Source organism: Streptomyces sp. B6B3, assembly GCF_039871525.1.
Lineage (GTDB): Bacteria > Actinomycetota > Actinomycetes > Streptomycetales > Streptomycetaceae > Streptomyces.
The window spans coordinates 216,236-238,430 of record NZ_JBDPLU010000002.1; the positions used below are offsets into that span (position 1 = coordinate 216,236).

The window sequence follows — 22,195 nt, forward strand, 5'->3', positions numbered from 1 at the left end:
GGTCATGCAGGTCCTGGTGACGCTGGTCCGGAAAGCCCAGGAGCCTCAGGACGTCCTGATCAGAGTTGAGGAGGACACCACCGTCGCGGATCTCGTGACCTCCCTCGCGGGCGCCCTGGGCCAGGGCTCGCGTCTCCCGTTCGCCGCGAACAACGCGCTGGTCTCCGCGCTGACGCCGCAGCAACCGGGCTGGCCCGCGCAGCAGCCGGGCGCGGTGGCCCAGGCAGCGATGCCGCCCGGGCCGATGGCGCCGCCCACCGGCCTGTGGCTGGACGGCTGGCGCGCCGATCCCGCCGCCCGGATCGGGCCGCTGCTGCGGGACGGGATGCGCATCTCCCTCGACGACGAGATCGGGCCGCTGCTGCGCAGCGACGAGCCCTCCGGGCAGTACGAGCTGCGCGTGGTCGGCGGACCCGGCGCGGGCCGGGTGGCTCGGCTGTCGGTCGGCGCGGCCACCGTCGGCTCGGCGCCCAGTTGCTCCGTGCCGGTCGCGGACCCGGCGTTGCCGCCGGTCGCGGTGCGGGTGGGCATCGACATCCACGGCGGCGTGAAGGTCATACCGCAGCCGGGCCTGGCGGCGTTCCTCAACGACGAACCGGTGACCCAGCGTCAGGACTGGCCGCTGGGCGCGATGCTCGCGATCGGCGAGTCGCTGCTGGTCCTGGACCGGCCGACGGTCCCCGACGCGCACCTCGCGCCGACCGGCGACGGCGGCCTCGCCTACAACCGGCCGCCCCGGCTGCTGCCGGTGCACCACCGGCCCCGGATGTACATGCCGTCGGAGCCGACCCGCGGCGAGGGCGCCCGGCTGCAGTTCATCACGGCCATGGTGCCGATGATCTTCGGCCTGACCATGTTCATGATCTTCGACTCGATCTACATGCTGCTGTTCTGCGTGATGAGTCCGCTGATGATGATCGGCCAGTTCTTCCAGGACAAGCAGTACCGCGGCAAGAAGTACAAGAAGTCGACCAAGCAGTACCGCGAGGAGATCATCCAGTTCGGGCAGGCGATGAACGCCTACGCCCGCGAGGACCAGCGGATCCGCCGGGAGGCGGCGCCCGACCCGGCGGAGATCCTGCTCTTCGCCACCGGGCCGCGCCGCCGGCTGTGGGAGCGGCGGCTGACCGATCCCGACGTGCTGAAGCTGCGGGTCGGCTTCGCGGCGCAGCGCGCCGAGATCGACGTCCAACCCGCCGGCTACCAGAAGTCCAGCGTGGCGCCGCCCGAGCCGCCCGTGGTGCCCAACCTCCCGGTCTCCCTCTCGCTGCCCGAGCTGGGCGTGGTCGGCGTCGCCGGCGAGCGCAGCCGGACCCTGGCCACCGCCCGCTGGTTGGCGGTGCAGGCGGCCACCCTGCACAGCCCGCGCGACCTGTCGCTGGTGGTGCTGTCCTCGGCGCAGGACGCCGAGGCCACCTGGGACTGGGCGCACTGGCTGCCGCACGCCACCCCGCAGCAGGGCCAGCCGTGCGTCTCGCTGGTCGCCTCCGAGGCCGAGCCGATAGGCCGCAGGGTCAACGAGCTGCTCGCCGAGTTGCAGCGGCGGCAGGCGCAGAAGCAGCCCGGGTTCAGTTCGTACAGCCAGCTGCGACCCGACCCGTTCATCTTCGTGATCCTGGACGGCGCCCGGCTGCTGCGCCGGATGCCCGGCGTGCCGCAGCTGCTCCAGGAGGGCCCGGGGCTCGGCATCATCGCGCTGTGCATCGACGAGGACGAGCGGCTGCTGCCCGAGGAGTGCCAGGCCGTGGTGTCCTGGTCGCCGCATTCGCCGACCCGGGTGCAGCTGCGGGGGGCAGGCCTGGAGAGCCTCGGCGAGGTGCTGGCCGACCAGGTGCCGACCGCGTGGTGCGACCGGGTGGCCCGTTCGCTGGCCCCGGTGCGGGACGTCAGCCGGGACGACGCGGACTCCGCGATCCCCACCGCGGCGCGGCTGCTGTCGCTGATGGGCATGCCGAACCCGTCGGGCGAGGACATCGAGCGGATCTGGCGGGCCGGCGGCCAGTCCACGGCGGCGCCGATCGGCGTCACCTCGGACGGCCCCTTCGTGCTGGACATCAGGCGCGACGGCCCGCACGCCCTGGTGGCCGGCACCACCGGCGCGGGCAAGTCCGAGCTGCTGCAGACGATCATCGCCTCGTTGGCGGTCGCCAACCATCCGGAGGCGCTGAACTTCGTCCTCATCGACTACAAGGGCGGCAGCGCGTTCCAGGACTGCGAGAAGCTGCCGCACACCGTCGGCATGGTCAGCGACCTGGACGCGCATCTGACCGAGCGGGCGCTGGCCTCGCTCGCCGCGGAGCTGCACCGCCGCGAGGAGATCCTCTTCCGCACCGGCAACAAGGACATCGAGGACTACAACGACGACCGCAAACTGCGGCCCGAACTGCAGCCGATGCCGCGGCTGATGATCGTGATCGACGAGTTCGCCTCGCTGGTCGCCGAGCTGCCCGACTTCGTCGCGGGCCTGGTCGACATCGCCCGGCGTGGCCGCTCGCTGGGCGTGCACCTGATCCTGGCCACCCAGCGCCCCGCCGGCGTCGTCAGCGCCGACATCCGGGCGAACACCAACCTCCGCATCGCGCTGCGGGTCACCAACTCCGCCGAGTCGCTGGATGTCATCGACGCCCCGGACTCCGGCGCCATCGCCAAGTCCACGCCGGGCCGGTGCTACGTGCGCTCCGGCGCGCAGAACCTGGTGGGCGTGCAGTCGGCGCGCATCGGTGGCCGCCGGCCGCGCCAGGACTCCAGCGGCCCGAAGGCCGAGCTGGTCCCGCTGAACTGGTCCGCGTACAGCCGGCCGGTGCCGCGTCGCAAGGAGGCCGACGACGACGGTTCGATGGTGACCGACCTCGCGGTGCTGGTGGACGCGATCAGGGACGGTTCGCAGCGGATGGGCTTCGGCCCGCCGCACCGGCCGTGGCTGGAGCCGCTGGCCGAGCGGGTGACGCTGGACGAGTTGCCCGCACCCCACGGCGAACCGCAGGACGCGGGCCCCTCCAGGGACGTCGCACCGCTGCCCTTCGGCGTCACCGACCTGCCCTCCGAACAGGCCAGGATCCCGCTGTCGCTGGACCTGGTGGGCGGCGACCACATGATGATCATCGGTGGCCCCCGCTCCGGCCGGTCGACCGCGCTGCGCACCCTGGCCGGCGTCGTCGCCCGCACCACCGACCCGCGCGACGTGCACATCTACGGCATCGACTGCGGTTCCAACGCGCTGCTGCCGCTGGTCGGCCTGCCGCACACCGGGGCGGTCGTCACCCGCGAGCAGCCGGACCGGGTGCGGCGGCTGATCGACCGGCTACGCGCCGAGATCTCCCGGCGCCAGGAGCTGCTGGCGGAGCGGGGCGCGTCGAGCGCCGCCGAACAGCGGGCCACCGCGCCGCCCGACGAGCGGCTGCCGTGGATGGTCGTGATGCTCGACGCGTGGGAGGGCTACGTCTCGGCGTTCGAGAAGTACAACTACGGCCAGCTCATCGAGGCCATGCAGCTCGTCTTCCGTGAGGGTTCGGCGGTGGGCCTGAAGGCCGTCGTCACCGCCGACCGACGCGGCCTGACCGGCCAGATGTCCTCCGCGTTCGCGTCCAAGCTGATCCTGCGGCTGGCGGACAAGGCCGACTACGGCTCCGCCGGCCTGCGGCACCGCGACATCCCCGGCGAGATGCCCGGCGGCCGGGCGCTGCAACTGTCAGGCGACGGCGTGCTGGAGAGCCAGCTCGCCCTGCTGGCCGAGGACGACTCGGGTCAGGCGCAGGTGGCGGCGCTCCAGGAGATCGGCCGCCAGGCGCAGCAGCGCGCCGCCGAGGCGCCGCAGAGTCAGCGACCGATGCGGGTGGACGCGCTGCCGGCCAAGATCGGCATGGCGGAGGCGCTGCGCCTCGCCCCGTCGTTCCGGCCGCCGTCGCGGCTGTGGGTGATGCTCGGCGTCGGCGGCGACGAACTGGCGCCGGTCGGCGTGGACCTGGAGGAGCTGGGTCCCGGCTTCGTCATCGCGGGACCGCCCAAGTCGGGCCGCTCCACCACGCTCGCGGGCGCCGCGCAGTCGCTGCTGCGCAACGGCGTTCCGCTGGTGATCGTCACGCCGCGCCGGTCCCCGCTGCGGCAGTTGGAGGGGCAGGAGGGCGTGCTGGCCGTGCTCGGCGGCGACGCGTCGAAGAACGAGCTGACCGAACTGCTGGAGCCGATCAAGGACCAGCAGTACGCCGTGGTGGTGGACGACGCCGAGCTGGTCTACGACACGCCGCTGGACAAGCCGTTGGAGGAGGTCATCAAGACCGGCATGGACGGCGAGCACGCGCTGGTCGCTGCCGGCACCACCGACTCCCTGGCCTCCCAGTACCGGGGGTTCGCGGCCACCGCCCGCAAGTCGCGGAACGGCATGCTGTTGCGACCGCGTACGCCCGCCGAGGGCGAGCTGTTCGGCGTCCGACTTCCCGCGAACAGCGGCGCCGGTCCTGTCGGCAACGGAATAATGGTGATGGGCGGCGCCCTGACGCCGATTCAGTCGGCAATGCTGGACTAGCGCTGGTCAGCGCCGTCGGGAAAAGCCCGACTTCCCGGCGGCGTAAACGGATCCGGGGATTCCGAGACCCGGATCCGACCGCGATTAGCCGCACCGGAACATGCGAAAGGCCCTGAACACCCTCCGCGGTGTTCAGGGCCCTACGCGTCGTGGCTACGCGCCGTTTCCCGAAGGTCAGGACGTGGCCTGCTCGATCCGGTCGGCGCTGTTGTTGGCACCCGTCTTCGCGTCGTCCAGGGCGTCGGCGAAGGACGTGAAGGTCGGCTTGGCGTCCCGGAACTCCTGACGGAACCGGTCGGAGTCCGGGCCCTTCCAGTAGCTCTCGCTGTCCTCGGACGCCGTCGACAGGGCCTCGATGATCTCAGTCCGGAGAGTCGTCGCCTTCTCTCCGAAGCTGGTCGCGAGGTCCCGAAGCCTTTGGATATCTGCACCGCGGTCCATAGCAAGTCCTCCCCAAATCGGCTTTGTAGATGGTTCGTTCCCCATCCGCAACTGCACGCTACCGCATCGTCATTCGCAGATGGAATAGGTAGCGACCCCTGTGACACGACTGTGGAACTGCGGGGGGCAGAGCGGACATTTCGGTGCGCCGTCAGGCGGCCGTGCTCCGGATTTGGTCCCGGTTCGGCAACAGATCGGTGATCATCTTCCAGACCTTCTTCGTCGGCACCTGCACCAGCCGGAGCGGCGTCTCCGGCCCGACCTGGCCTTCCACGATCGGCTCGGCCGGCAACTCCCGATGCCAGTACCCGAAGTGACCGCAGTCCCAGACGGCGAAGCTGGCCGCCCCGGTGCCCGGGGTGTCGCCCTCCACGCTCGGCCAGACCACGGTCATCCGCCAGTTCGCACGCAACGCCGAGATCAGATCCGCGAACACTCCGCGCGAGACGTGGTCCAACTCCTCGTCCGTGACGGTCAACACCTGCCGACCCCTGGCGCCGGTCGCGCCCGGCTGGTCCTGCTCCTCCGGCGCCATCTCGCCGATCGCATTGAGCACCGCGTCCAGCGCGCCCATGGTGCTCTCCACGGACAGCACCGGGGGCCGCGCCTCGGCGCGGGCCCGCTGCCGCAGGCCGACGATCCGGGCCAGCTCGAACACGACGGTGGCCGGCTCGATCTGCACGTACTCGGACTCGCCGGTGCCGGGCCACTCCTCGTGCGCGAAGACCGCCTCCTCGCCGATGACCAGCCCGTGCGTCATGATCCCCTGCGCGCCGGTCACCTCCACCAGCACCTGGATCACGGGCTTCGACATGACGGCGACCAGATCGGACAGCACGGGCGAGATCTCGCCCTCGTCGCTGACCAGGCCGATCTCGATGAGCTCGTCCCTTGCCTGGATGAGTTCCTCGACGACCGGCTCGTTGTCGTGCAGCAGGCCCAGGACCCCGAGATGCGGGTGGGCCAACCGGAATCGTTCTCGTGCGAGGTCGTAGGAGGGCATCAGTCGCTCATTCCTTCGGTCATGTCGTCGCTCTTCCTTGCTGTGGCCGGACGGTGGTGCGCATGGGCTCTGCAGGGAGGGACGCGGCAGGGCACGGCTTGGATGCACGTGGGGCGCGCGGGACCGGCCGGCGTGCCGACACTCGCGACGGTCAGCGCGCCGGGAAGAGCCTACCTGCGGCATCCGCCGGCCAGCTGGCCGGATCCGGCTGCTGGTCACGGTCGGGAGAGCCGGACCGGCGACGGGGCAGGACGGCGACGTTCGGCGCTCGCCAGGTCACGTTCGGTCAGATTCGGCACGCCGACATCAGAGTGGCGTCAGTGTCACATCAAGGGGGCGTCAGCGGGGCATCAGGAGGCCGTTAGGACAGCCCTGTCGTACCCGGGATGTGTCATCGCGCGACGTTATCGTGCGACGGTCAGCAGGAACGGGTGGACGGCCCGCCGAACCGCGAGGACGGTAACGACGTGGCGCAGCTCATGACGCCGTTGCGTCGGGTGGTCCTCTCCATCCACCCGGCGCGCATGGTGGCGATCGCCTTCGCGATCGCGGTGGTCATCGGCACCACCCTCCTCGCGCTGCCGTTCTGTTCCTCCGACGGCACCTCCGCGCCCCTCCTCACCTGCCTCTTCACCGCCACCTCCGCGATCTGCGTGACCGGCCTGGTGGTCGTGGACACCGGCGCCTACTGGAGCGGCACCGGCGAGGCCGTCATCCTCGCCCTCATCCAGGTCGGCGGCTTCGGCATCATGACCCTCGCCTCGCTGCTCGGCCTGCTGGTGGCGGGCAAGCTGCGGCTCCGCCTCGCGCTGACCGTGCAGGCGGAGACCAAGACGGTGGGCATCGGCGAGGTGCGCCGCGTCGTCTACCGGATCGTCGCCATCTCGCTGACCGTGGAGGCGGTCGTGGCCGCCGTGCTCGCCCTGCGGTTCTGGCTGCGCTACGGCGAGTCCCCCGGCAGCGCGCTCTACCACGGCGTCTTCTACGCGATCTCGGCGTTCAACAACGCGGGCTTCGGCCTGCGCCCCGACAACCTGGTCGGCTACGCCCACGACCCGTGGGTGCTGCTGCCGCTGGCCGCCGCGGTGATCCTGGGCGGCCTCGGCTCGCCGGTGATCATCGAGCTGCTGCGCCACCGGTCCCGCCGGCGCCGGACCGGCCGCCGCGGCTGGACGCTGCACCTGAAGCTCACCCTGGTCACCTCGGCCGTGCTGCTGCTGGCCGGCACGCTGCTGACGCTGGCCCTGGAATGGGGGAACCGGGGCACCCTCGGGCCGCAGTCCGTCGACGCCAAGGTGCTCGGCTCCTTCTTCCACTCCACGGTGAGCCGGACCGCCGGCTTCAACGCCACCGACATCGCCGCCATGGAGCCGGCGACGCTGCTCGGCACCTCCGTGCTGATGTTCATCGGCGGCGGCGCCGCGAGCACGGCCGGCGGCATCAAGGTCACCGCCTTCGCCGTGCTCGGCGCGGCGATTCTCGCCGAGGTGCGCGGCGAGCCGACCTCGGGCGTGTTCCAACGCAAGCTGGCCCCGCACGTGCTGCGGCAGGCGCTGACCGTGGCGCTGCTGGGCATCGGGCTGGTGATCGCCTCCACCATCGCGCTGCTCACCGTGGTGGAGGCGCGCGCCGAGGTGGTGCTGTTCGAGGCGGTCTCGGCGTTCGGCACGGTCGGCCTGTCGGCCGGGCTGACCCCCGAGCTGCCCGCCGCCGGCCAGCTGATCCTGGTCGCGCTGATGTTCGTCGGGCGGGTCGGTCCGATCACCCTCGTCTCCGCGCTCGCCCTGCGCGAGCGGCCGCGACGCTACCAGCTGCCCGAGGAGCGACCGATCATTGGCTAGGAGAGAGCGCGGCACGGAGCTAGGGGAGCTGATGGCGAACTATCTGCAGGGACTGCGCCGGCGCCGGGAGGACCGGACGGACGCCGAGACGCGGGGCGGCGACACCGGGGAGCAGCGCATCGCGGTGATCGGCCTCGGCCGGTTCGGCAGCTCCCTGGCCGCGGAGCTGATGCGGCGCGGCTGGGACGTGCTCGGCATCGACGACGACGAGCGGCTGGTGCAGCGCTACAGCGACTCGCTGACCCACGCGGCGGTCGCCGACTGCACCGACGACGAGGTGCTGCGGCAGCTCGGCGTGCACGAGTTCACCAGCGCGGTGGTCGGCATCGGCACGGACATCGAGGCCAGCATCCTCACCACGTCGAACCTGCTGGACGCCGGCGTGCCGAACATCTGGGCGAAGGCGATCAGCCGCCAGCACGGGAAGATCCTGGAGCGGCTCGGCGCCCACCACGTGGTGCTGCCGGAACACGAGATGGGCGAGCGGGTGGCCCATCTGGTGACCGGCAAGATGCTGGACTTCATCGAGTTCGACGACGACTTCGCGCTGGTCAAGACGGTGGCGCCGAAGGTCGCCACCGGGGTGCCGCTCGGCGTCAGCGCGGTGCGCACCAAACACGGCGTGACCGTGGTCGGCATCAAGCGTCCCGGGCACGACTTCACCTACGCGACCGCGGAGACCGTGGTCAGGCCGGGCGACGTGCTCATCGTGACGGGCAAGACGCCGGCCGTGGAGGCGTTCGCGAACCTCAGCTGAGCCTGGTCACCGCTCCCCCGGGCTGAAGATCACGGACATAGCGGGTAGGGTGTTAAGGACGCGTCAGGATCACACCCGATCGACGCGAGGTGTGCCGGGAAGTCTGGTCGGCGACGTACGAAGCTCTGCCGTCGCTGCCCGGAAGGCCACCATGAAGCTCCCGCCCTCGTTGCCGGTTCGCTCCCGGGAAGAGCACGACGCGACCAGGAACCGGCGCTCGGTGGCCGAGTACCTGCGCACCGAGGTGTCCGGCGGCCTGCTGCTGCTGATCGCCGCCGCCCTCGCGGTGATCCTGGCGAACTCCCCGCTCTCCGACGCCTACGCCTCGCTGCGCGACCACCACCTGGACATCCCCGCCCTCGGCCTGGAGCTGTCCGTCGGGCACTGGGCCTCGGACGGCCTGCTGGCGGTGTTCTTCTTCGTCGCCGGGGTGGAGCTGAAACGGGAACTGGTGGTCGGCGAACTGCGGCATCCGGCCGCGGCGGCGCTGCCGGTGCTGGCGGCGATAGGCGGCATGGTCTGCCCCGCGCTGATCTACCTGGCGGTGGCCGGCCCGGGCGGCGGCCGGCTGGACGGCTGGGCGGTGCCGATGGCCACGGACATCGCGTTCGCGCTCGGCGTGCTCGCGGTGGTGGGGCGGCACCTGCCGTCGGCGCTGCGCACGTTCCTGCTGACGCTGGCCATCGTGGACGACCTGATCGCGATCCTGGTGATCGCGGTCTTCTACACCTCCACGCTCAACCTCCCCGCGCTGGGCGGAGCGCTGGCCGGCCTGGTGCTCTTCCGCCTGCTGCACTGGCGCAACGTGCGCGGCTGGTACGTGTACGTGCCGCTGTCGTTGGCGATCTGGGTGCTGATGTTCAACAGCGGCGTGCACGCGACGATCGCCGGCGTCGCCATCGGCATGCTGCTGCGGGCCACCACGACGGAGTTCGAGAAGCAGTCGCCGGCGGAGCGGGTGCAGCACCTGCTGCACCCGTACTCGGCGGCGATCGCGGTGCCGGTGTTCGCCCTGTTCGCGGCCGGTGTCGAGGTGTCGCCGGCGATCGTCGGCGAGCTGTTCGGCGAACCGGAGGCGCTGGGCGTGCTGCTCGGCCTCTTCGTCGGCAAGTTCGTGGGGGTGTTCGGCTCGACGTACCTCGCGGCCCGCTTCACCCGGGCCCGGCTGCACCCGTCGCTGGGCTGGGCGGACATAGCGGGACTGGCGCTGCTGGCGGGCATCGGCTTCACGGTCTCGCTGCTGATCACGGAGCTGGCCTTCGCGGGCCTGCCGGAGCTGGAGGACCACGTCAAGGTCGCCGTCCTCCTCGGCTCCCTCATCGCCGCCCTGGCCGCCAGCGCCGTCCTCACCCTCCGAGGCCGCAAACGCCTTGCCGGCGGATCGCCGGCGACCAACCCCGCAGAGGACTAGGCCGCGCCGCGAACCCCCGGACGACCCCGGCGACCCCTGAATGCGCGTGCGGTCGCGCGGCCGTACTCACGCGGACCTCGTCCGGGGAACCCCCACGGCTGGGCGGTTGCTGAGGGCACCGCACAGGCCCGACGAGGTCTGGGCGTGGAGGCTTTGTGATACGCCCCATAGGGAGGGCGATCCCGGCGGGAGTCCCCCGGCAGCGCCGCCGAACCGCCGGCCGCCCGGCAGGGCACCGCATCGCGGGAAGTGAGGCCGCGGCGCAGCCGCACGCCTCGGGCGGTCGCGGGTCGTCGCGGGAAGCGAGGCCGTGGCGGGAATCGAACCCGCGTAACACGCTTTGCAGGCGTGCCCCTGAACCACTTGGGCACACTGCCGTGTTCCTCGACTCTCGCCGCCCGGCCGGCCCCCGGTCAACGGATCACCGGGAATCGCAACACCAGGCAACGCAACCGTCATCGGCGTTCACAACGCCGCCCCGGAACCACGAGAAGCGGGAATCGAACCCGCGTAACACCCCGCGGCGCGGCCGACCGGGCCGGCCGCGGGGCTTCGGCCGGCAAGGCCCCCTCAGGGGCGGATGAGCAACTGCAGCTCGAAGGCGTAGCGCGATGCGCGGTAGAGGTGTGAGCCGTACTCGACCGCGCGCCCCGTGTCGTCGAAGGCCGTGCGTTCCATGGTCAGCAGCGGGGCCCCGGCCGGCTCCGCCAGCAGTTCCGCCTCCTCGGCCGTCGCCGCGCGCGCCCCGATCGACTGGCGCGCGCTGTGCAGCGTCGTGCCGGCGGCCCGCATCAGCCGGTACAGGCCGGTGAACTCCAGGTCCTGCGGGCTGGGGTCGAGCAGTTCCCGGGGCAGGTAGTTGCGCATCCGCGCGATCGGCTCGCCGTGCGTGAGGCGCAGCCGTTCGACGCGGCGCACCTCCTCCCCCTCGCCGACGCCGAGCGCCGCCGCCACCTCGGCGGGCGCCGGCACCAGGCCGATGTCCAGCAGCCGGGTGGCGGGCCGCTGGCCGGCCGCCTCCAGGTCGTCGTAGAGGCTGCTGAGCTCCAGGGGGCGCCGGATCTGGCTGTGCACCACCTGCGTGCCCACCCCGCGCCGGCGCACCAGCAGCCCCTTGTCGACGAGTGCCTGGATCGCCTGACGCACCGTCGGCCGGGACAGTCCGAGCCGGTTGGCGAGCTCGATCTCGTTGCCCAGCAGGGTGCCGGGCAGCAGCCGGCCCTGCTCGATGGCGGCCTCCAACTGCTGCGAGAGCTGGAAGTACAGCGGCACCGGGCTGCCCCGGTCCACGCTGAGCTTCAGTTCAGAAGGCTCGCTCGGTTCGTTCCTCACCCTGGCCACGGCATGACCATAGCGTGGTGCTACCGAAATGTTAAGACAATAGGTCTTTACGTCGTCCGGACTTCATGAAACTCTCCGGGACACACATTTCAAAGAGGAGATGGCTCATGAGGGTGCTGACCAGACGGGCGGCCGCGATGACCGGCGTGGCCGCCGTGTCCCTGGTGGTCGCCGCCTGCGGCGGTGACTCGGACGGTGGTTCGGGCGGGGCCGCCGAGCTGACGATCTCGACCAACGCGATCGTCGGCGGGAAGAACACGGAGGAGGCCGAGTGGATCGAGAACTGGCTGATCCCTGAGTTCGAGCGGGCGCAGGAGCGGGCCGGCACCGAGGTGGACGTCACCTTCGAGCCGAGCGGCGTGGACGACGAGCAGTACAAGTCCCGTCTGGCGCTCGACCTGCAGTCCGGATCGGGGCCCGACGTGTTCGCCCTGGACGGCATCTGGCTCGGCGAGTTCGCCGAGGCGGGCTACGTCGCGCCGCTCAGCGAGACCTCTCCCGACTCGGAGAACTGGGAGGGCTGGGAGCAGATCCCGGACGCCGTCCAGGAGTTGGCGATGTTCGACGACGAGCGGTACGGCATCCCGGCCGGCACCGACGCCCGGGTCCTCTTCTACAACAAGGAGCTCTTCCAGGAGGCCGGGCTGCCCGCCGACTGGCAGCCGACCAGCTGGGCCGAGGTGCTGGACGCCGCCGAGGCGCTCTCCGGGGTGGACGGGGTCACCCCGATCCAGCTGAACGGCGGCACCGCGATGGGCGAGGCCACCACCATGCAGGGCGTGCTGCCGCTGCTGGCCGGCACCGGCGAGGAGATCTACGCCGACGGCAGGTGGACCGGCGCCAGCCAGGGCCTGACCGACACCCTCGGCCTCTACGAGGACATCTACGGCGGCGGCCTCGGCGACCCGGAGCTGCAGCAGGAGACCCAGGGCCGGGACAAGTCGTTCGAGCAGTTCGCGGGCGGCGAGATCGGCATCCTGCTGGAGAGCGAGTACCTCTGGCACGACGTGATCAACCCGGACACGGGCGTGGCGCCGATGGACAACCGCGACGAGGCCGTCGGCTACGCGATGATCCCGGCGATGGAGCCCGGCCAGGGCGTGCGCGGCCAGGACTTCGTCAGCATGTCGGGCGGCGGCGTCCGGGTCATCAACCCGGCCAGCGACAACGCCGACCTGGCGTACGAGCTGCTGGAGTTCATGAGCTCGGCCGAGGCGTTCGAGGCGTCGCTGGAGAGCGGTCCGCGGATGACCCCGCGCACCGACGTCAACGAGGCGACGATGGGCGACGACCCGCTGATGAACTTCCTCACCGCGGAGGTGCTGCCGCTCACCTCCTACCGGCCCTCGCTCGCGATCTACCCGCAGGTCTCCGTGCTGCTGCAGGAGGCGACCGCCGCGGTGGTCGGCGGTGACAGCGCCGAGGACGCGGCGAACCAGTACCGGGAGGACCTTGAGGAGGTCGTCGGCGGTGCCGACAGCATCACCCCCTGAGACACCCGCCGCCCTCCCGCCCACGGGGGGCGGGGCGGCGGCAGCGGCGGGGCGCCCGACCCTCGGGAAGGGCGCCCCCGGCCGCCGGTCGGACCCGGACGCGGCCGGCCTCGGCCGGGCCAGGGCCGCCGCCTTCGTCACGCCCGCGCTGCTGCTGATCGCGGCGTTCCTGGTGTTCCCCGCGCTGTGGACGATCTACCTGGGGCTCACCGACTACCGGCTCACCGGGCTGGCCGCGACCGACCCGCAGATGGTGGGCCTGGAGAACTTCCGGGAGGCGCTGGACGACGAGGACTTCTCCAACTCGCTGTGGCTGACGCTGCAGTTCGTCGTCGGCTCCGCGGTGATCGGGCAGGCGGTGCTCGGCTTCGCCATCGCGTGGGTGATGCGCAACCGGCGCGGGGTGCTGCGCCGGCTGGTCGAGGCGCTGGTGCTGGCGGCCTGGATCCTGCCCAGCTCGGTGATCGCGTTCCTGTGGATCGCGCTGCTCGACGGGGACGACGGCACCCTCAACAACGTGCTGAACACCCCGGGCACCTCGTGGCTGCTCGATTACCCGATGGCGTCGATCATCGTCTTCAACATCTGGCGCGGCGCCGCGTTCTCGATGATGCTCTACGCCGCGGCGCTGGGTAACGTGCCGCCGTCCCATCTGGAGACCGCGCGGCTGGCCGGCGCGTCGAGCTGGCAGCAGCTGCGGGACGTGGTGTTCCCGCGGATCCGCGGCCACATCCTCACCAACCTGCTGCTGATCAGCCTGTGGACGTTCAACGACTTCACGCCGTTCCTGCTGACCAGCGGCGGTCCCGAGAACAAGACCGAGATCATGCCGGTGTTCATCTACCGGACCGCCCTGTTCGGCGGCGAACTCGGCTTCGGCGCGGCGATCTCGGTGCTGATGCTGTTGATCAACCTGGTGATCGCGCTGGTCTACGTGCGGCTGCTGCGGCAGCGGAAGGACACCCCGGCATGAGCACCGGCACCGTACCCGAGAAGACGGCACGCGACGACCGCCACCGGGCGGGCGTGGCCGACGCGCGGGACGCCGTGCGGCGGATCGGCTACTACGTCTTCTGCTGCCTGCTGCTGGCGTTCTTCTCGCTGCCGCTGCTGTGGGTCGCCGCCGCCCCGTTCGACCGCGACCCGACCATCACCGCCTCGCTGCCGGAGTTCACGCTGGAGAACTTCGAGGCGCTGATGGACAACCGGTACGCGATGCGCTCGCTGTGGAACTCCGTGATCCTGGCCGGCGGCACCGGCGCCCTCGTGGTGGTCCTGGCCGCGCTGGCCGCGTACGCGCTCAGCCGGGTGCGGCTGCCGGGCCGCGACGCGCTGCTGTACTCGCTGCTGCTGCTGTCCTCGATCGTGACCGGCACGGCGGCGATGGTGCCGCTGTTCAACCTGGCCTACGAGCTGGAGCTGATCGACTCCCAACTGGGCGTCATCCTGGTGCTCTCCGGCGGCCTGCTGCCCAGCGCGATCTTCATCCTCAAGGACTTCATGGACGGCACCCCCCGGTCCTACGAGGAGTCGGCGCAGGTCTTCGGCGCCTCCCCGCTGCAGATCGTCCGGCATCTCGTGGTGCCGCTGGTGCGTCCCGGCCTGGCGACCATCGCGGTCTGGTCCGTGGCCCAGGTGTGGGGCAACTTCCTGGTGCCCTTCCTGCTGCTGCGGACGCCGGAGAAGTCGCCGGCCGCCGTAGTCATGTACACGTTCTACACGGAGGGCGGCCAGCCCGATCTGGGGCTCATCTCGACGTTCTCGCTGCTCTACTCCCTGCCGGTGGTGCTGATGTTCCTCTTCGTCAGCTCCCGGTACGGATTCCGGTTCCACGGAGGGATCAAACGCTGATGGCCGACATCTCGATGGCCGCTCTGACCAAGGTCTACCCGGGCGGGGTCCGGGCCCTGGACGCCATAGACCTGACGATCGGCGACGGCGAGTTCTTCGCCCTGCTCGGCCCCTCCGGCTGCGGCAAGACCACGCTGCTGCGCACCCTGGCCGGGCTGGAGGTGGCGACCGGCGGCTCGGTCGGCATCGGCGGCCGGGACGTCACCACACTGCCGCCGGGCCGCCGGGACGTGGCCATGGTCTTCCAGGACTACGCCCTCTTCCCGCACATGACGGTCAGCGACAACATCGCCTACCCGCTGCGGATCAAGAAGGTGTCCGCCGGGGAGCGGCGCGCGAAGGCGGCGGAGACCGCCGCCGAACTGGGCCTGGCGGACTACCTCCAGCGCCGGCCCGGGCAGTTGTCCGGCGGGCAGCAGCAACGGGCCGCGCTGGCCCGGGCGATGGCCTGTCACCCGAAGGTGTTCCTGTTCGACGAGCCGCTGTCGAACCTCGACGCGCGGATGCGCCTCGAGGCGCGGACGTTCCTCAAGCGGCTGCAGCGCGAGCTGGGCGTCACCACCGTCTTCGTCACCCACGACCAGGCCGAGGCGCTGGCCCTGGCCGACCGGATCGCCGTCATGGAGGGCGGCCGGATCCGGCAGCTGGGCACCCCGGCCGAGGTGTTCCGGCGCCCCGCCAACACGTTCGTGGCCTCGTTCATCGGCTCCACGCCGATGAACCTGCTGGACGGCGTGGTGCGCGCGGCCGGCGCCGGCGAGCCGGTGCGCGTCGAGGTCGGGGACGCCGCGCTGCCGGCGCCCACCGGGCTCGACGACGAACTGGCGGCGCTGGCCGACGAGAAGGTGATCTACGGCGTCCGCCCCGAGTACCTGCGGTACTCGGCGGAGCCCCCGTCCGGCGAAGGGTCCGGCGCGCTGTCCGGCGCGGTGCGGGTGGTGGAGAACCTCGGCAGCGCCCAACTGGTCACCCTGGAGGGCCCGGCCGGCTTCGTGCAGGTCGTGGTGGACGAGGACGCGGAGCTGCGGCTCGGCGAGACCGGCTACGCGGTGCCGCGCGCCGACCGGGTGCTCGTCTACCGGGACGGCGAGCTGGTCACCACGCACGCCTTGCCGGCGGACAGGCGCCTCCCGCCGACCGTGTGCCCGACGCCCGACATGGTGGCCCCCGCCGGCGACGAGCAGGGGGAGACGCCAGCGAGCCCCGGCGACGCGGCGACGCTGGCGAAGCCCCGTCGGGCCGGCGGCCCGCCAACCGACGCCGGTGCCGAGGCCGACGCGCCGGGCGACACCGCGGACGGCCCGGCCGACGCCGGCGCGTCGGATGCCGACCGGGCCCACCCGGGCGACGGGCCGGTGGACGAGGCCCAAGAGGGCGGCTCCGGCCGGGAAGGCGCGCCGTGACGCCGATGGCCGAGACGGTGCACGGCGGGCGGTGGACGCTCCAGGACCGGCTGGACGCGTCGCTGCGCGAGCTGCCGTTCGAGGTGCCCGCCGGCTCGGCCGGCTTCACCGTCGAGCTGAGCTACGACCGCGCCGCCGGCGTGCTCGACCTGGGTTGCCTGGGCCCGGGCGGTGCCTCGTTCCACGGCTGGTCGGGCGGCGCCAGGGACCGGTTCAGCATCGCCACCGACTGGGCCACCCCCGGCTATCTGCCGCCCGCCGGCGGCGAGTTGGCGCCGGGCGACTGGCGGGTGCTGCTGCGGCTGCACCGGATCCCGCCCGGCGGCCTCGACTACGAGGTGCGGGTCAGCGTCACCGGCACCCGCCCCCCGCGCCCGGCCGAGCCCGGGCCGCCGACGCCAGGACGGCGCCCGCCCCGGCGGGAGATGCCCACCGTGGACGGCATGCGCTGGCTGGCCGGCGACTGCCACAGCCACAGCGTGCACAGCGACGGCGCGCTGACCATCCCGGAGCTGGCCGCGCTGGCGGCCGGACGCGGCCTGGACTTCCTGGCCGTCACGGACCACAACACCACCAGCCACCACCGGGAGCTGCCCGGTGTCGGGCTGCGCCACGACATCACCCTGGTGCCGGGCCAGGAGGTCACCACCGACGCCGGCCACGCCAACGCCTTCGGCGACATCGGCTGGGTGGACTTCCGCCGCCCGGTCGACGAGTGGCTGGCCCACGCCGAACGCGCGGGCGGCGTGCTGTCCGTCAACCATCCGCTGGGCGGCGACTGCGCCTGGCGGACGCCGTTCGCCGGCACCCGCCCGCGGCACGCCGAGGTGTGGCACTCCGGCTGGTCGGACCGACGCTGGGGCGCCCCGCTGGCCTGGGCGCAGGTCTGGCGGCCCGACGTGGTGGCCATCGGCGGCAGCGACTTCCACCGGCACGGGGACAACGGGCTGCCCGGCGACCCCACCACCTGGGTGCTGGCCGCCGACGATTCCCCCACCGCGGTGGTCGCCGCCCTGGCCGCGGGCCGCACCGCCGTCTCGGCGGCACCGGACGCACCGTTGCTGCTCCGGCTGGGGGACGAACTGCTCGCGCTGGACGCCGAGGGCACCGTGCTGGTGCGGCCGGACGGCCGCCGTCAGGTGCTGCACGGGAACCGGGTCGTCCTCGCCGCCACGGCGGGGCCGCACCGGCTGGAGACGCACGAGAACGAGGTAATCGCACTATGCCAGTGACCACCGGCTCGACCGGACCGACAGGAGCGACCCCACCGACAGGAGCGACGACGCGGGTGGCCAACGCCCCCGTCAACTTCGGCATCTACGCGGCCGACGCGCCCCCGCTGGGCGCGGCCGAGATGCTCGCCGGGCTGGCCGAGGCCGGCTACGACGGCATCGACTCGGGCCCCATCGGCTATCTGGGCACCGGCGCGGGACTGGCCGCGGCGCTCGCCGAGGCCGGCCTCGCGCTGGCCGGCGGCTGGGTGGACCTGCGCTACGACGATCCCGACGGCTGGACGGCCGACCTGCCGGGACTGGCCGCGGCGCTGGACGCGTTCACCGCGGTCCCGGTGCCCGACCCGCGGTTCGCCCCGCGCCCCACCCTCGCCTGCCCGCCCCGCCCCGAGCGCTTCGCCCGGCCGGGTGCCGGCGTCGGCGGGCTCGACGACTGGGCCGGCTTCGCGAGCCGGGTGCAGGGCGCCGCCGACCGCTGCCGGGAACGCGGCCTGGAGCCGGTGTTCCACCACCACCTCGGCACCGACGTGGAGACCGCGGCGGAGGTCGAACGGCTGCTGGAGAGCACCGACGTGTCGCTCTGCCTGGACACCGGGCACCTGTGGCTGGCCGGCGGCGACCCGCTGGCCGGGCTGCGCGACTGGGCCCCCCGCATCCGTCAGGTCCACATCAAGGACGCGTCCCGGGCGATCGCCGCGGACAGCGCCGCGGCGGGCGAGGACCTGATGGGCATGGTCGCGGCCGGCGGGTTCACCCCGCTGGGCGCCGGCGAGGTCGACCTGGCGGCGGTGGCCGACACGCTGCGCGCCATCGACTACACCGGCTGGATCGTCATCGAACAGGACGCGCCCGCCACCGGACAGGACTTCGAGCAGATCATGGCCGAACAGCGCGCCAACCGCGACGTGCTGCGGGAGGTGGGCATCTGATGACCGCCCCGCTCAGGGAGCTCAGGGAGCTCAGGGTCGCCGTCGCCGGGCTCGGCACCATAGCCCAGACCATCCACCTGCCTCTGCTGGAACGCCTCGACGGCCGGTTCCGGCTGACGGCCGTCGCCGACGTCTCCCCCACGCTGCTGCGCCGCGTCGGGGAGCGTTACGGCGTGCCCGAGGCGGCCCGTTTCACCGACGTCGACAAGATGCTGGCCGCCGAGGGCTTCGACGCCGTCCTGCTGCTCACCCCCGGCTCCCACGTGCCCGCCGCCGCCACCGCGCTGCGCGCCGGCCACGCCGTGCTCTCCGAGAAGCCGCTGGGCTACACCCGCGACGAGCTGTCCGCGCTGGCCGCCGAGCCCGCCGCGGACCGGCTGATGGTCGGGTACATGAAGCAGTACGACCCGGCCGCCCAGCGGCTGCGCCGGCTGCTCGACACGCTCGGCGGTCCCGCGGCGGTGCACCACGTCGACGTGACCGTGCTGCACCCCTCCACGCCGTCCCAGCTGGCCTTCGGCGACGTCAGGCCCGCCGGGGACGTGCCGGACGCCGCCCTGGCGGCGTCGGCCGCCGAACGGGAGCGGCTGACCCGGACCGCGCTCGGCGACGACGTGCCGGACGAGGTCCGCACCCTCTACGACATCACGCTCGGCAGCATCTGCCACGAGCTGTCCCTGATCCGGCTGTTCGCCGACCCCCCGGCCGGCGTGGACCACGCCGCCCTGTGGCCGGCCCCGGCCGGCGCGGAGCGCGGCTCGGCGCCGTCCGTGGAGCTCTCCGGGCCGCTCGCCAGGGTCGGCCGCTACGCCATCCGCTGGCTCTACCTGCCCGGCTATCCGGCCTACCGGGAGACGGTCACCGTGCACCACGCGACCGGCTCCCTGGAGCTGGTCTTCCCCTCCCCCTACCTGCTCAACGTCCCGACGGTGCTCACCGAGCGCACCTCCACGGGCGACGATCCGCACGGCGGCGGCAACGGGGACGAGCGCACTTCCGTCTACCGCTCGACGATGGGCGGCTTCGAGGCCGAACTGCTGGCCTTCCACGCTCTGGTCACCCACGGCACGCCCCCGCTGTCCGGCGTCGCCGACGGGGTCGCCGACGTCGTCACCGCGCAGCAGGCCGCCCGCCGACTGGCCGAACGGCTCGGCACGCCACTCGAAGGAGAAGCCGCCCATGCCTGAACCGTCCGCATCGTCCGCGCCGGCCGCACCCGCCCGCGAGAACGCCCGGGCGCTGGTGATCGTCCCGCACACCCACTGGGACCGGGAGTGGTACCTGCCGTTCCAGCGGTTCCGGCTCCAGCTGGTCGGCCTGCTGGACGAGCTGCTCGACCGGATGGAGCGCGACCCGCGCCAGCGGTTCACGCTGGACGGCCAGATGGCGGCCGTGGACGACTATCTGGAGGTGCGCCCCGAGGCGCGCGAACGGGTCGCCGCGCTGGTGAAGTCCGGGCGGCTGGCGATCGGCCCCTGGGACATCCTGATGGACGAGTTCCTGTGCTCGGGCGAGCAGATGATCCGCAACCTGGAGCGCGGCATCCGCCGGGCCGAGGAGCTGGGCGCCGCCATGCCGGTCGGCTACCTGCCCGACATGTTCGGCCACATCGCGCAGATGCCGCAGCTGCTGCGCGGCGCCGGGCTGGCTCACGCCTGCGTCTACCGGGGCGTGCCGAGCTCCGTCACCACCGACACGTTCGCCTGGGAGGCGCCGGACGGCACCGCGATCCGCACCCGGTTCCTGGCCGCCGGCGGCTACGGCAACGCGGCCGGGCTGCTGGAGGACCCGGAGCGCGCCGAGGCCCGGCTGCTGGAGCTGGTCGAGCGGATGGAGCCGTGGGCCGAGGGACCCGACGCTCCCCCAGGCCTAGACGGCCTGGGAGGTGCCCCCATGCTCGGCATGTACGGCTCGGACCACACCGCGCCGGCGGCCGACGCCCCCGATCTGCTGGCGGCCGTCGGCGAGCGGACCGGGGTGCCGGTCCGGCTGGCGACCCTCGCCGAGTTCTTCGCGGCCCTGCCGGAGACGGTGGCGGGCCTGCCGGTGACCCGCGGCGAGCTGCGTTCGCACTCCCGGTCGAACATCCTGCCCGGCGTGATCTCCGTGCGGCCGGCGCTCAAACAGGCCATGGCGCGGGCCGAACGCACCGTGGAGCGCTACGCCGAGCCGCTCGCCGCGCTCTTCGGCGACCGCACCGAGCGGCGCTTCCTCGACCTGGCCTGGCGGCACCTGATCTCCGTGAGCTGCCACGACTCGGTGACCGGCTGCGGCTGCGACGAGACGGCCGTCCAGGTCGGTGCCCGGATGGCGGAGGCCGAGCAGCTCGGCCAGGCGGTCTGCGACATGACCCTGGCCCGGCTCGCCCGCGACGTGCCGCGGGACGCGCATCTGGTGGTCAACCCGTCGCCGCGCCCGCGCGCCGGCGTGGTCCTCCTGGCCACCGAGGCCCCGGAGCGCGGCGCGGACGTCCTCGCGGACGACGTGCTGGCCGACCCGGAGCTGGCGCTGACCCGGATCCACGGCACGGAGCTCTACGGGCAGCACATCACCGGCTGGTCGCTGAGCGGGAACACCCTGACCTTCCGGGTCGCCCACCACACGGACACGCCCTTCGACGTGGCCGACGTCCGCGCGCTGCTCCGCGAGCGACCCGAGGGCGCGCCGCTGCGCGTTCGCATCCTCGCGGTGCCGCGCCGCACCGTCCCGGTCTGGGCCGAGGCCCCGGCGCTGGGGCACGCGGCGGTGCGGGTGCCGACGGAACCGCCGCTGTCCCAGTACGACGTCCGGGCCTCCGGGAGGGTCATGGACAACGGCCTGGTGGGCGTCGCGGTCGCCGCCGACGGCACGTTCACGCTCAGCACGCCGGGCGGTGCGGGCGGGCCCGGTGTCACGGCCACCGGGCTGGGCGGGATCGTGGACGGCGGCGATCTCGGCGACTCCTACAACTACGCCCCGCCGGCCGCCGACCTGCTGGTCACCGAGCCCGCCACGGTCCGGGTCACCCCGGTGCTGACGGACCCGCTGGCCTCGGCGATCGAGATCACCCGCGGCTACGCCTGGCCGGCGGCCGGCGACTTCGCGGCGGACGGCCGCGAGGAGCGCGCCGAGGCCATCACCGTCACCACCCGGCTGGAGCTGCGGGCCGCCGAGCCGTTCGTCCGGCTCACCGTCCGCTTCGACAACCGCTGCGACGACCACCGGGTGCGGCTGCACCTGCCGCTGCCCCGGCGGGCCACGGCGTCCTACGCCGAGGGCCAGTTCGCGGTGGTGGAACGCGGCCTGACCGCCGAGGGCGGGGGCGGCGAGCACCCGCTGCCGACGTTCCCCGCCTCCGGTTTCGTCGCGGCCGGCGGCCTGGCGGCGCTGCTCACCGAGTACACCGAGTACGAGTTGGTGAACCACGGGCGGGAGCTGGCCCTGACCGTCCTCCGCGCGGTCGGCCAGCTGTCCCGCAACCGCCACGTCCACCGCGACGAACCGGCCGGCCCGCAGGTGCCGACGCCGGGCGCGCAGAGCCGGGGCGTCCGGGAGGTGTCGTTGGCGCTGATGCCCTACGCGGACTCGTGGGAGGAGGTCGTGCCGGCGGCCGAGGACTACCGGCACCCGCTGCTCACCACCCCGGGCGCCGGCCCCGCCGGCGGGGCGCTGCCCCCGGCCGCACCGGGACTCACGGTCACCGGCACCGGCGTGGTGCTCAGCTCGCTGCGCGAACGGGACGGACGGGTGGAGCTCCGGGTGGTCGCCGAGACCGACCGCCCGACCACGGCCACCGTCGCGGGCCCCGTCGCCCACGCCCGCCACGCCGACCTGCTCGGCCGCCCGGGCGACGACCTCCCGGTCACGGACGGCACGGTCACCCTCCCGCTACGCCCCTGGCAGATCGCCACCCTCCACCTCGACCTCACCACCCCCGACGCCTAGCTCCCCCACCACACCCCCACACCGGAAACCCGGCGTGCTCCCCGCCC

General features: G+C 72.8%; 15 protein-coding genes and 1 tRNA gene. 12 read left to right on the forward strand and 4 right to left on the reverse strand.

Going from position 1 to position 22,195, the window contains the following annotated elements:
* Positions 1–4: 4 nt before the first annotated feature.
* Entirely contained in the window at positions 5–4,522 is a 4,518-nt protein-coding gene (locus ABGB06_RS05200; protein WP_347585730.1) for an FtsK/SpoIIIE domain-containing protein, read from the forward strand.
* Between the two features lie 174 nt (positions 4,523–4,696).
* Here the strand turns inward: ABGB06_RS05200 and ABGB06_RS05205 are convergent, their stop codons facing one another.
* Complete coding sequence (locus ABGB06_RS05205) at positions 4,697–4,963, reverse strand: WXG100 family type VII secretion target (protein WP_347585731.1); 267 nt, start codon at positions 4,961–4,963, stop codon at positions 4,697–4,699.
* 151 nt (positions 4,964–5,114) lie between these two features.
* Positions 5,115–5,966 carry a hypothetical protein gene (locus tag ABGB06_RS05210; protein ID WP_347585733.1) on the reverse strand — a complete coding sequence of 284 codons (852 nt, stop codon included), beginning with the start codon at positions 5,964–5,966 and terminating at the stop codon, positions 5,115–5,117.
* A 467-nt stretch (positions 5,967–6,433) separates the two neighbouring features.
* Between ABGB06_RS05210 and ABGB06_RS05215 the strand changes: the two genes are divergently transcribed.
* From ABGB06_RS05215 to nhaA, 3 genes are all read left to right on the forward strand, one after another.
* Positions 6,434–7,807, forward strand: a complete 1,374-nt coding sequence (locus ABGB06_RS05215) for a potassium transporter TrkG (protein ID WP_347585734.1) — start codon at positions 6,434–6,436, stop codon at positions 7,805–7,807.
* A 31-nt stretch (positions 7,808–7,838) separates the two neighbouring features.
* The gene (locus ABGB06_RS05220) at positions 7,839–8,564 is read left to right on the forward strand and encodes a TrkA family potassium uptake protein (RefSeq protein WP_347585736.1); all 726 of its coding nucleotides are present in this window, start codon (positions 7,839–7,841) and stop codon (positions 8,562–8,564) included.
* A gap of 151 nt (positions 8,565–8,715) precedes the next feature.
* Positions 8,716–9,975: a Na+/H+ antiporter NhaA gene (gene nhaA, locus ABGB06_RS05225; RefSeq protein ID WP_347585738.1), complete on the forward strand. Its 1,260-nt coding sequence runs from the start codon at positions 8,716–8,718 to the stop codon at positions 9,973–9,975.
* Positions 9,976–10,280: 305 nt separating this feature from the next.
* Here nhaA and ABGB06_RS05230 read toward each other — a convergent pair.
* A tRNA-Cys gene (locus ABGB06_RS05230) sits at positions 10,281–10,352 on the reverse strand.
* Between the two features lie 193 nt (positions 10,353–10,545).
* Positions 10,546–11,316, reverse strand: coding sequence for a GntR family transcriptional regulator (locus tag ABGB06_RS05235; protein WP_347585740.1), 771 nt, complete (start codon positions 11,314–11,316; stop codon positions 10,546–10,548).
* Positions 11,317–11,423: 107 nt separating this feature from the next.
* Here ABGB06_RS05235 and ABGB06_RS05240 point away from each other — a divergent pair, with 107 nt between their 5' ends.
* Genes ABGB06_RS05240 through ABGB06_RS05275 form a run of 8 tightly spaced genes read left to right on the forward strand, consistent with a single transcriptional unit; the run spans position 11,424 to position 22,148 of the window.
* Positions 11,424–12,809, forward strand: coding sequence for an extracellular solute-binding protein (locus tag ABGB06_RS05240; RefSeq protein ID WP_347585742.1), 1,386 nt, complete (start codon positions 11,424–11,426; stop codon positions 12,807–12,809).
* Complete coding sequence (locus tag ABGB06_RS05245) at positions 12,787–13,782, forward strand: sugar ABC transporter permease (RefSeq protein ID WP_347585744.1); 996 nt, start codon at positions 12,787–12,789, stop codon at positions 13,780–13,782. The genes ABGB06_RS05240 and ABGB06_RS05245 overlap by 23 nt, the downstream gene beginning before the upstream one ends.
* Positions 13,779–14,660: a carbohydrate ABC transporter permease gene (locus tag ABGB06_RS05250; protein WP_347585746.1), complete on the forward strand. Its 882-nt coding sequence runs from the start codon at positions 13,779–13,781 to the stop codon at positions 14,658–14,660. The genes ABGB06_RS05245 and ABGB06_RS05250 overlap by 4 nt, the downstream gene beginning before the upstream one ends.
* Positions 14,660–16,063 (forward strand): ATP-binding cassette domain-containing protein, encoded by a 1,404-nt coding sequence (locus ABGB06_RS05255; protein WP_347585748.1) that lies wholly within the window; start codon positions 14,660–14,662, stop codon positions 16,061–16,063. Before ABGB06_RS05250 ends, ABGB06_RS05255 begins: the two co-directional genes overlap by 1 nt.
* Positions 16,064–16,068: 5 nt before the next feature.
* Entirely contained in the window at positions 16,069–17,295 is a 1,227-nt protein-coding gene (locus tag ABGB06_RS05260; RefSeq protein ID WP_347586557.1) for a CehA/McbA family metallohydrolase, read from the forward strand.
* A 56-nt stretch (positions 17,296–17,351) separates the two neighbouring features.
* Entirely contained in the window at positions 17,352–18,224 is an 873-nt protein-coding gene (locus ABGB06_RS05265) for a sugar phosphate isomerase/epimerase (RefSeq protein ID WP_347585750.1), read from the forward strand.
* On the forward strand, positions 18,224–19,411 hold the full coding sequence (locus ABGB06_RS05270; RefSeq protein ID WP_347585752.1) for a Gfo/Idh/MocA family oxidoreductase: 1,188 nt from the start codon (positions 18,224–18,226) through the stop codon (positions 19,409–19,411). Before ABGB06_RS05265 ends, ABGB06_RS05270 begins: the two co-directional genes overlap by 1 nt.
* Positions 19,404–22,148, forward strand: coding sequence for an alpha-mannosidase (locus ABGB06_RS05275; RefSeq protein ID WP_347585754.1), 2,745 nt, complete (start codon positions 19,404–19,406; stop codon positions 22,146–22,148). Before ABGB06_RS05270 ends, ABGB06_RS05275 begins: the two co-directional genes overlap by 8 nt.
* Positions 22,149–22,195 lie beyond the last annotated feature (47 nt).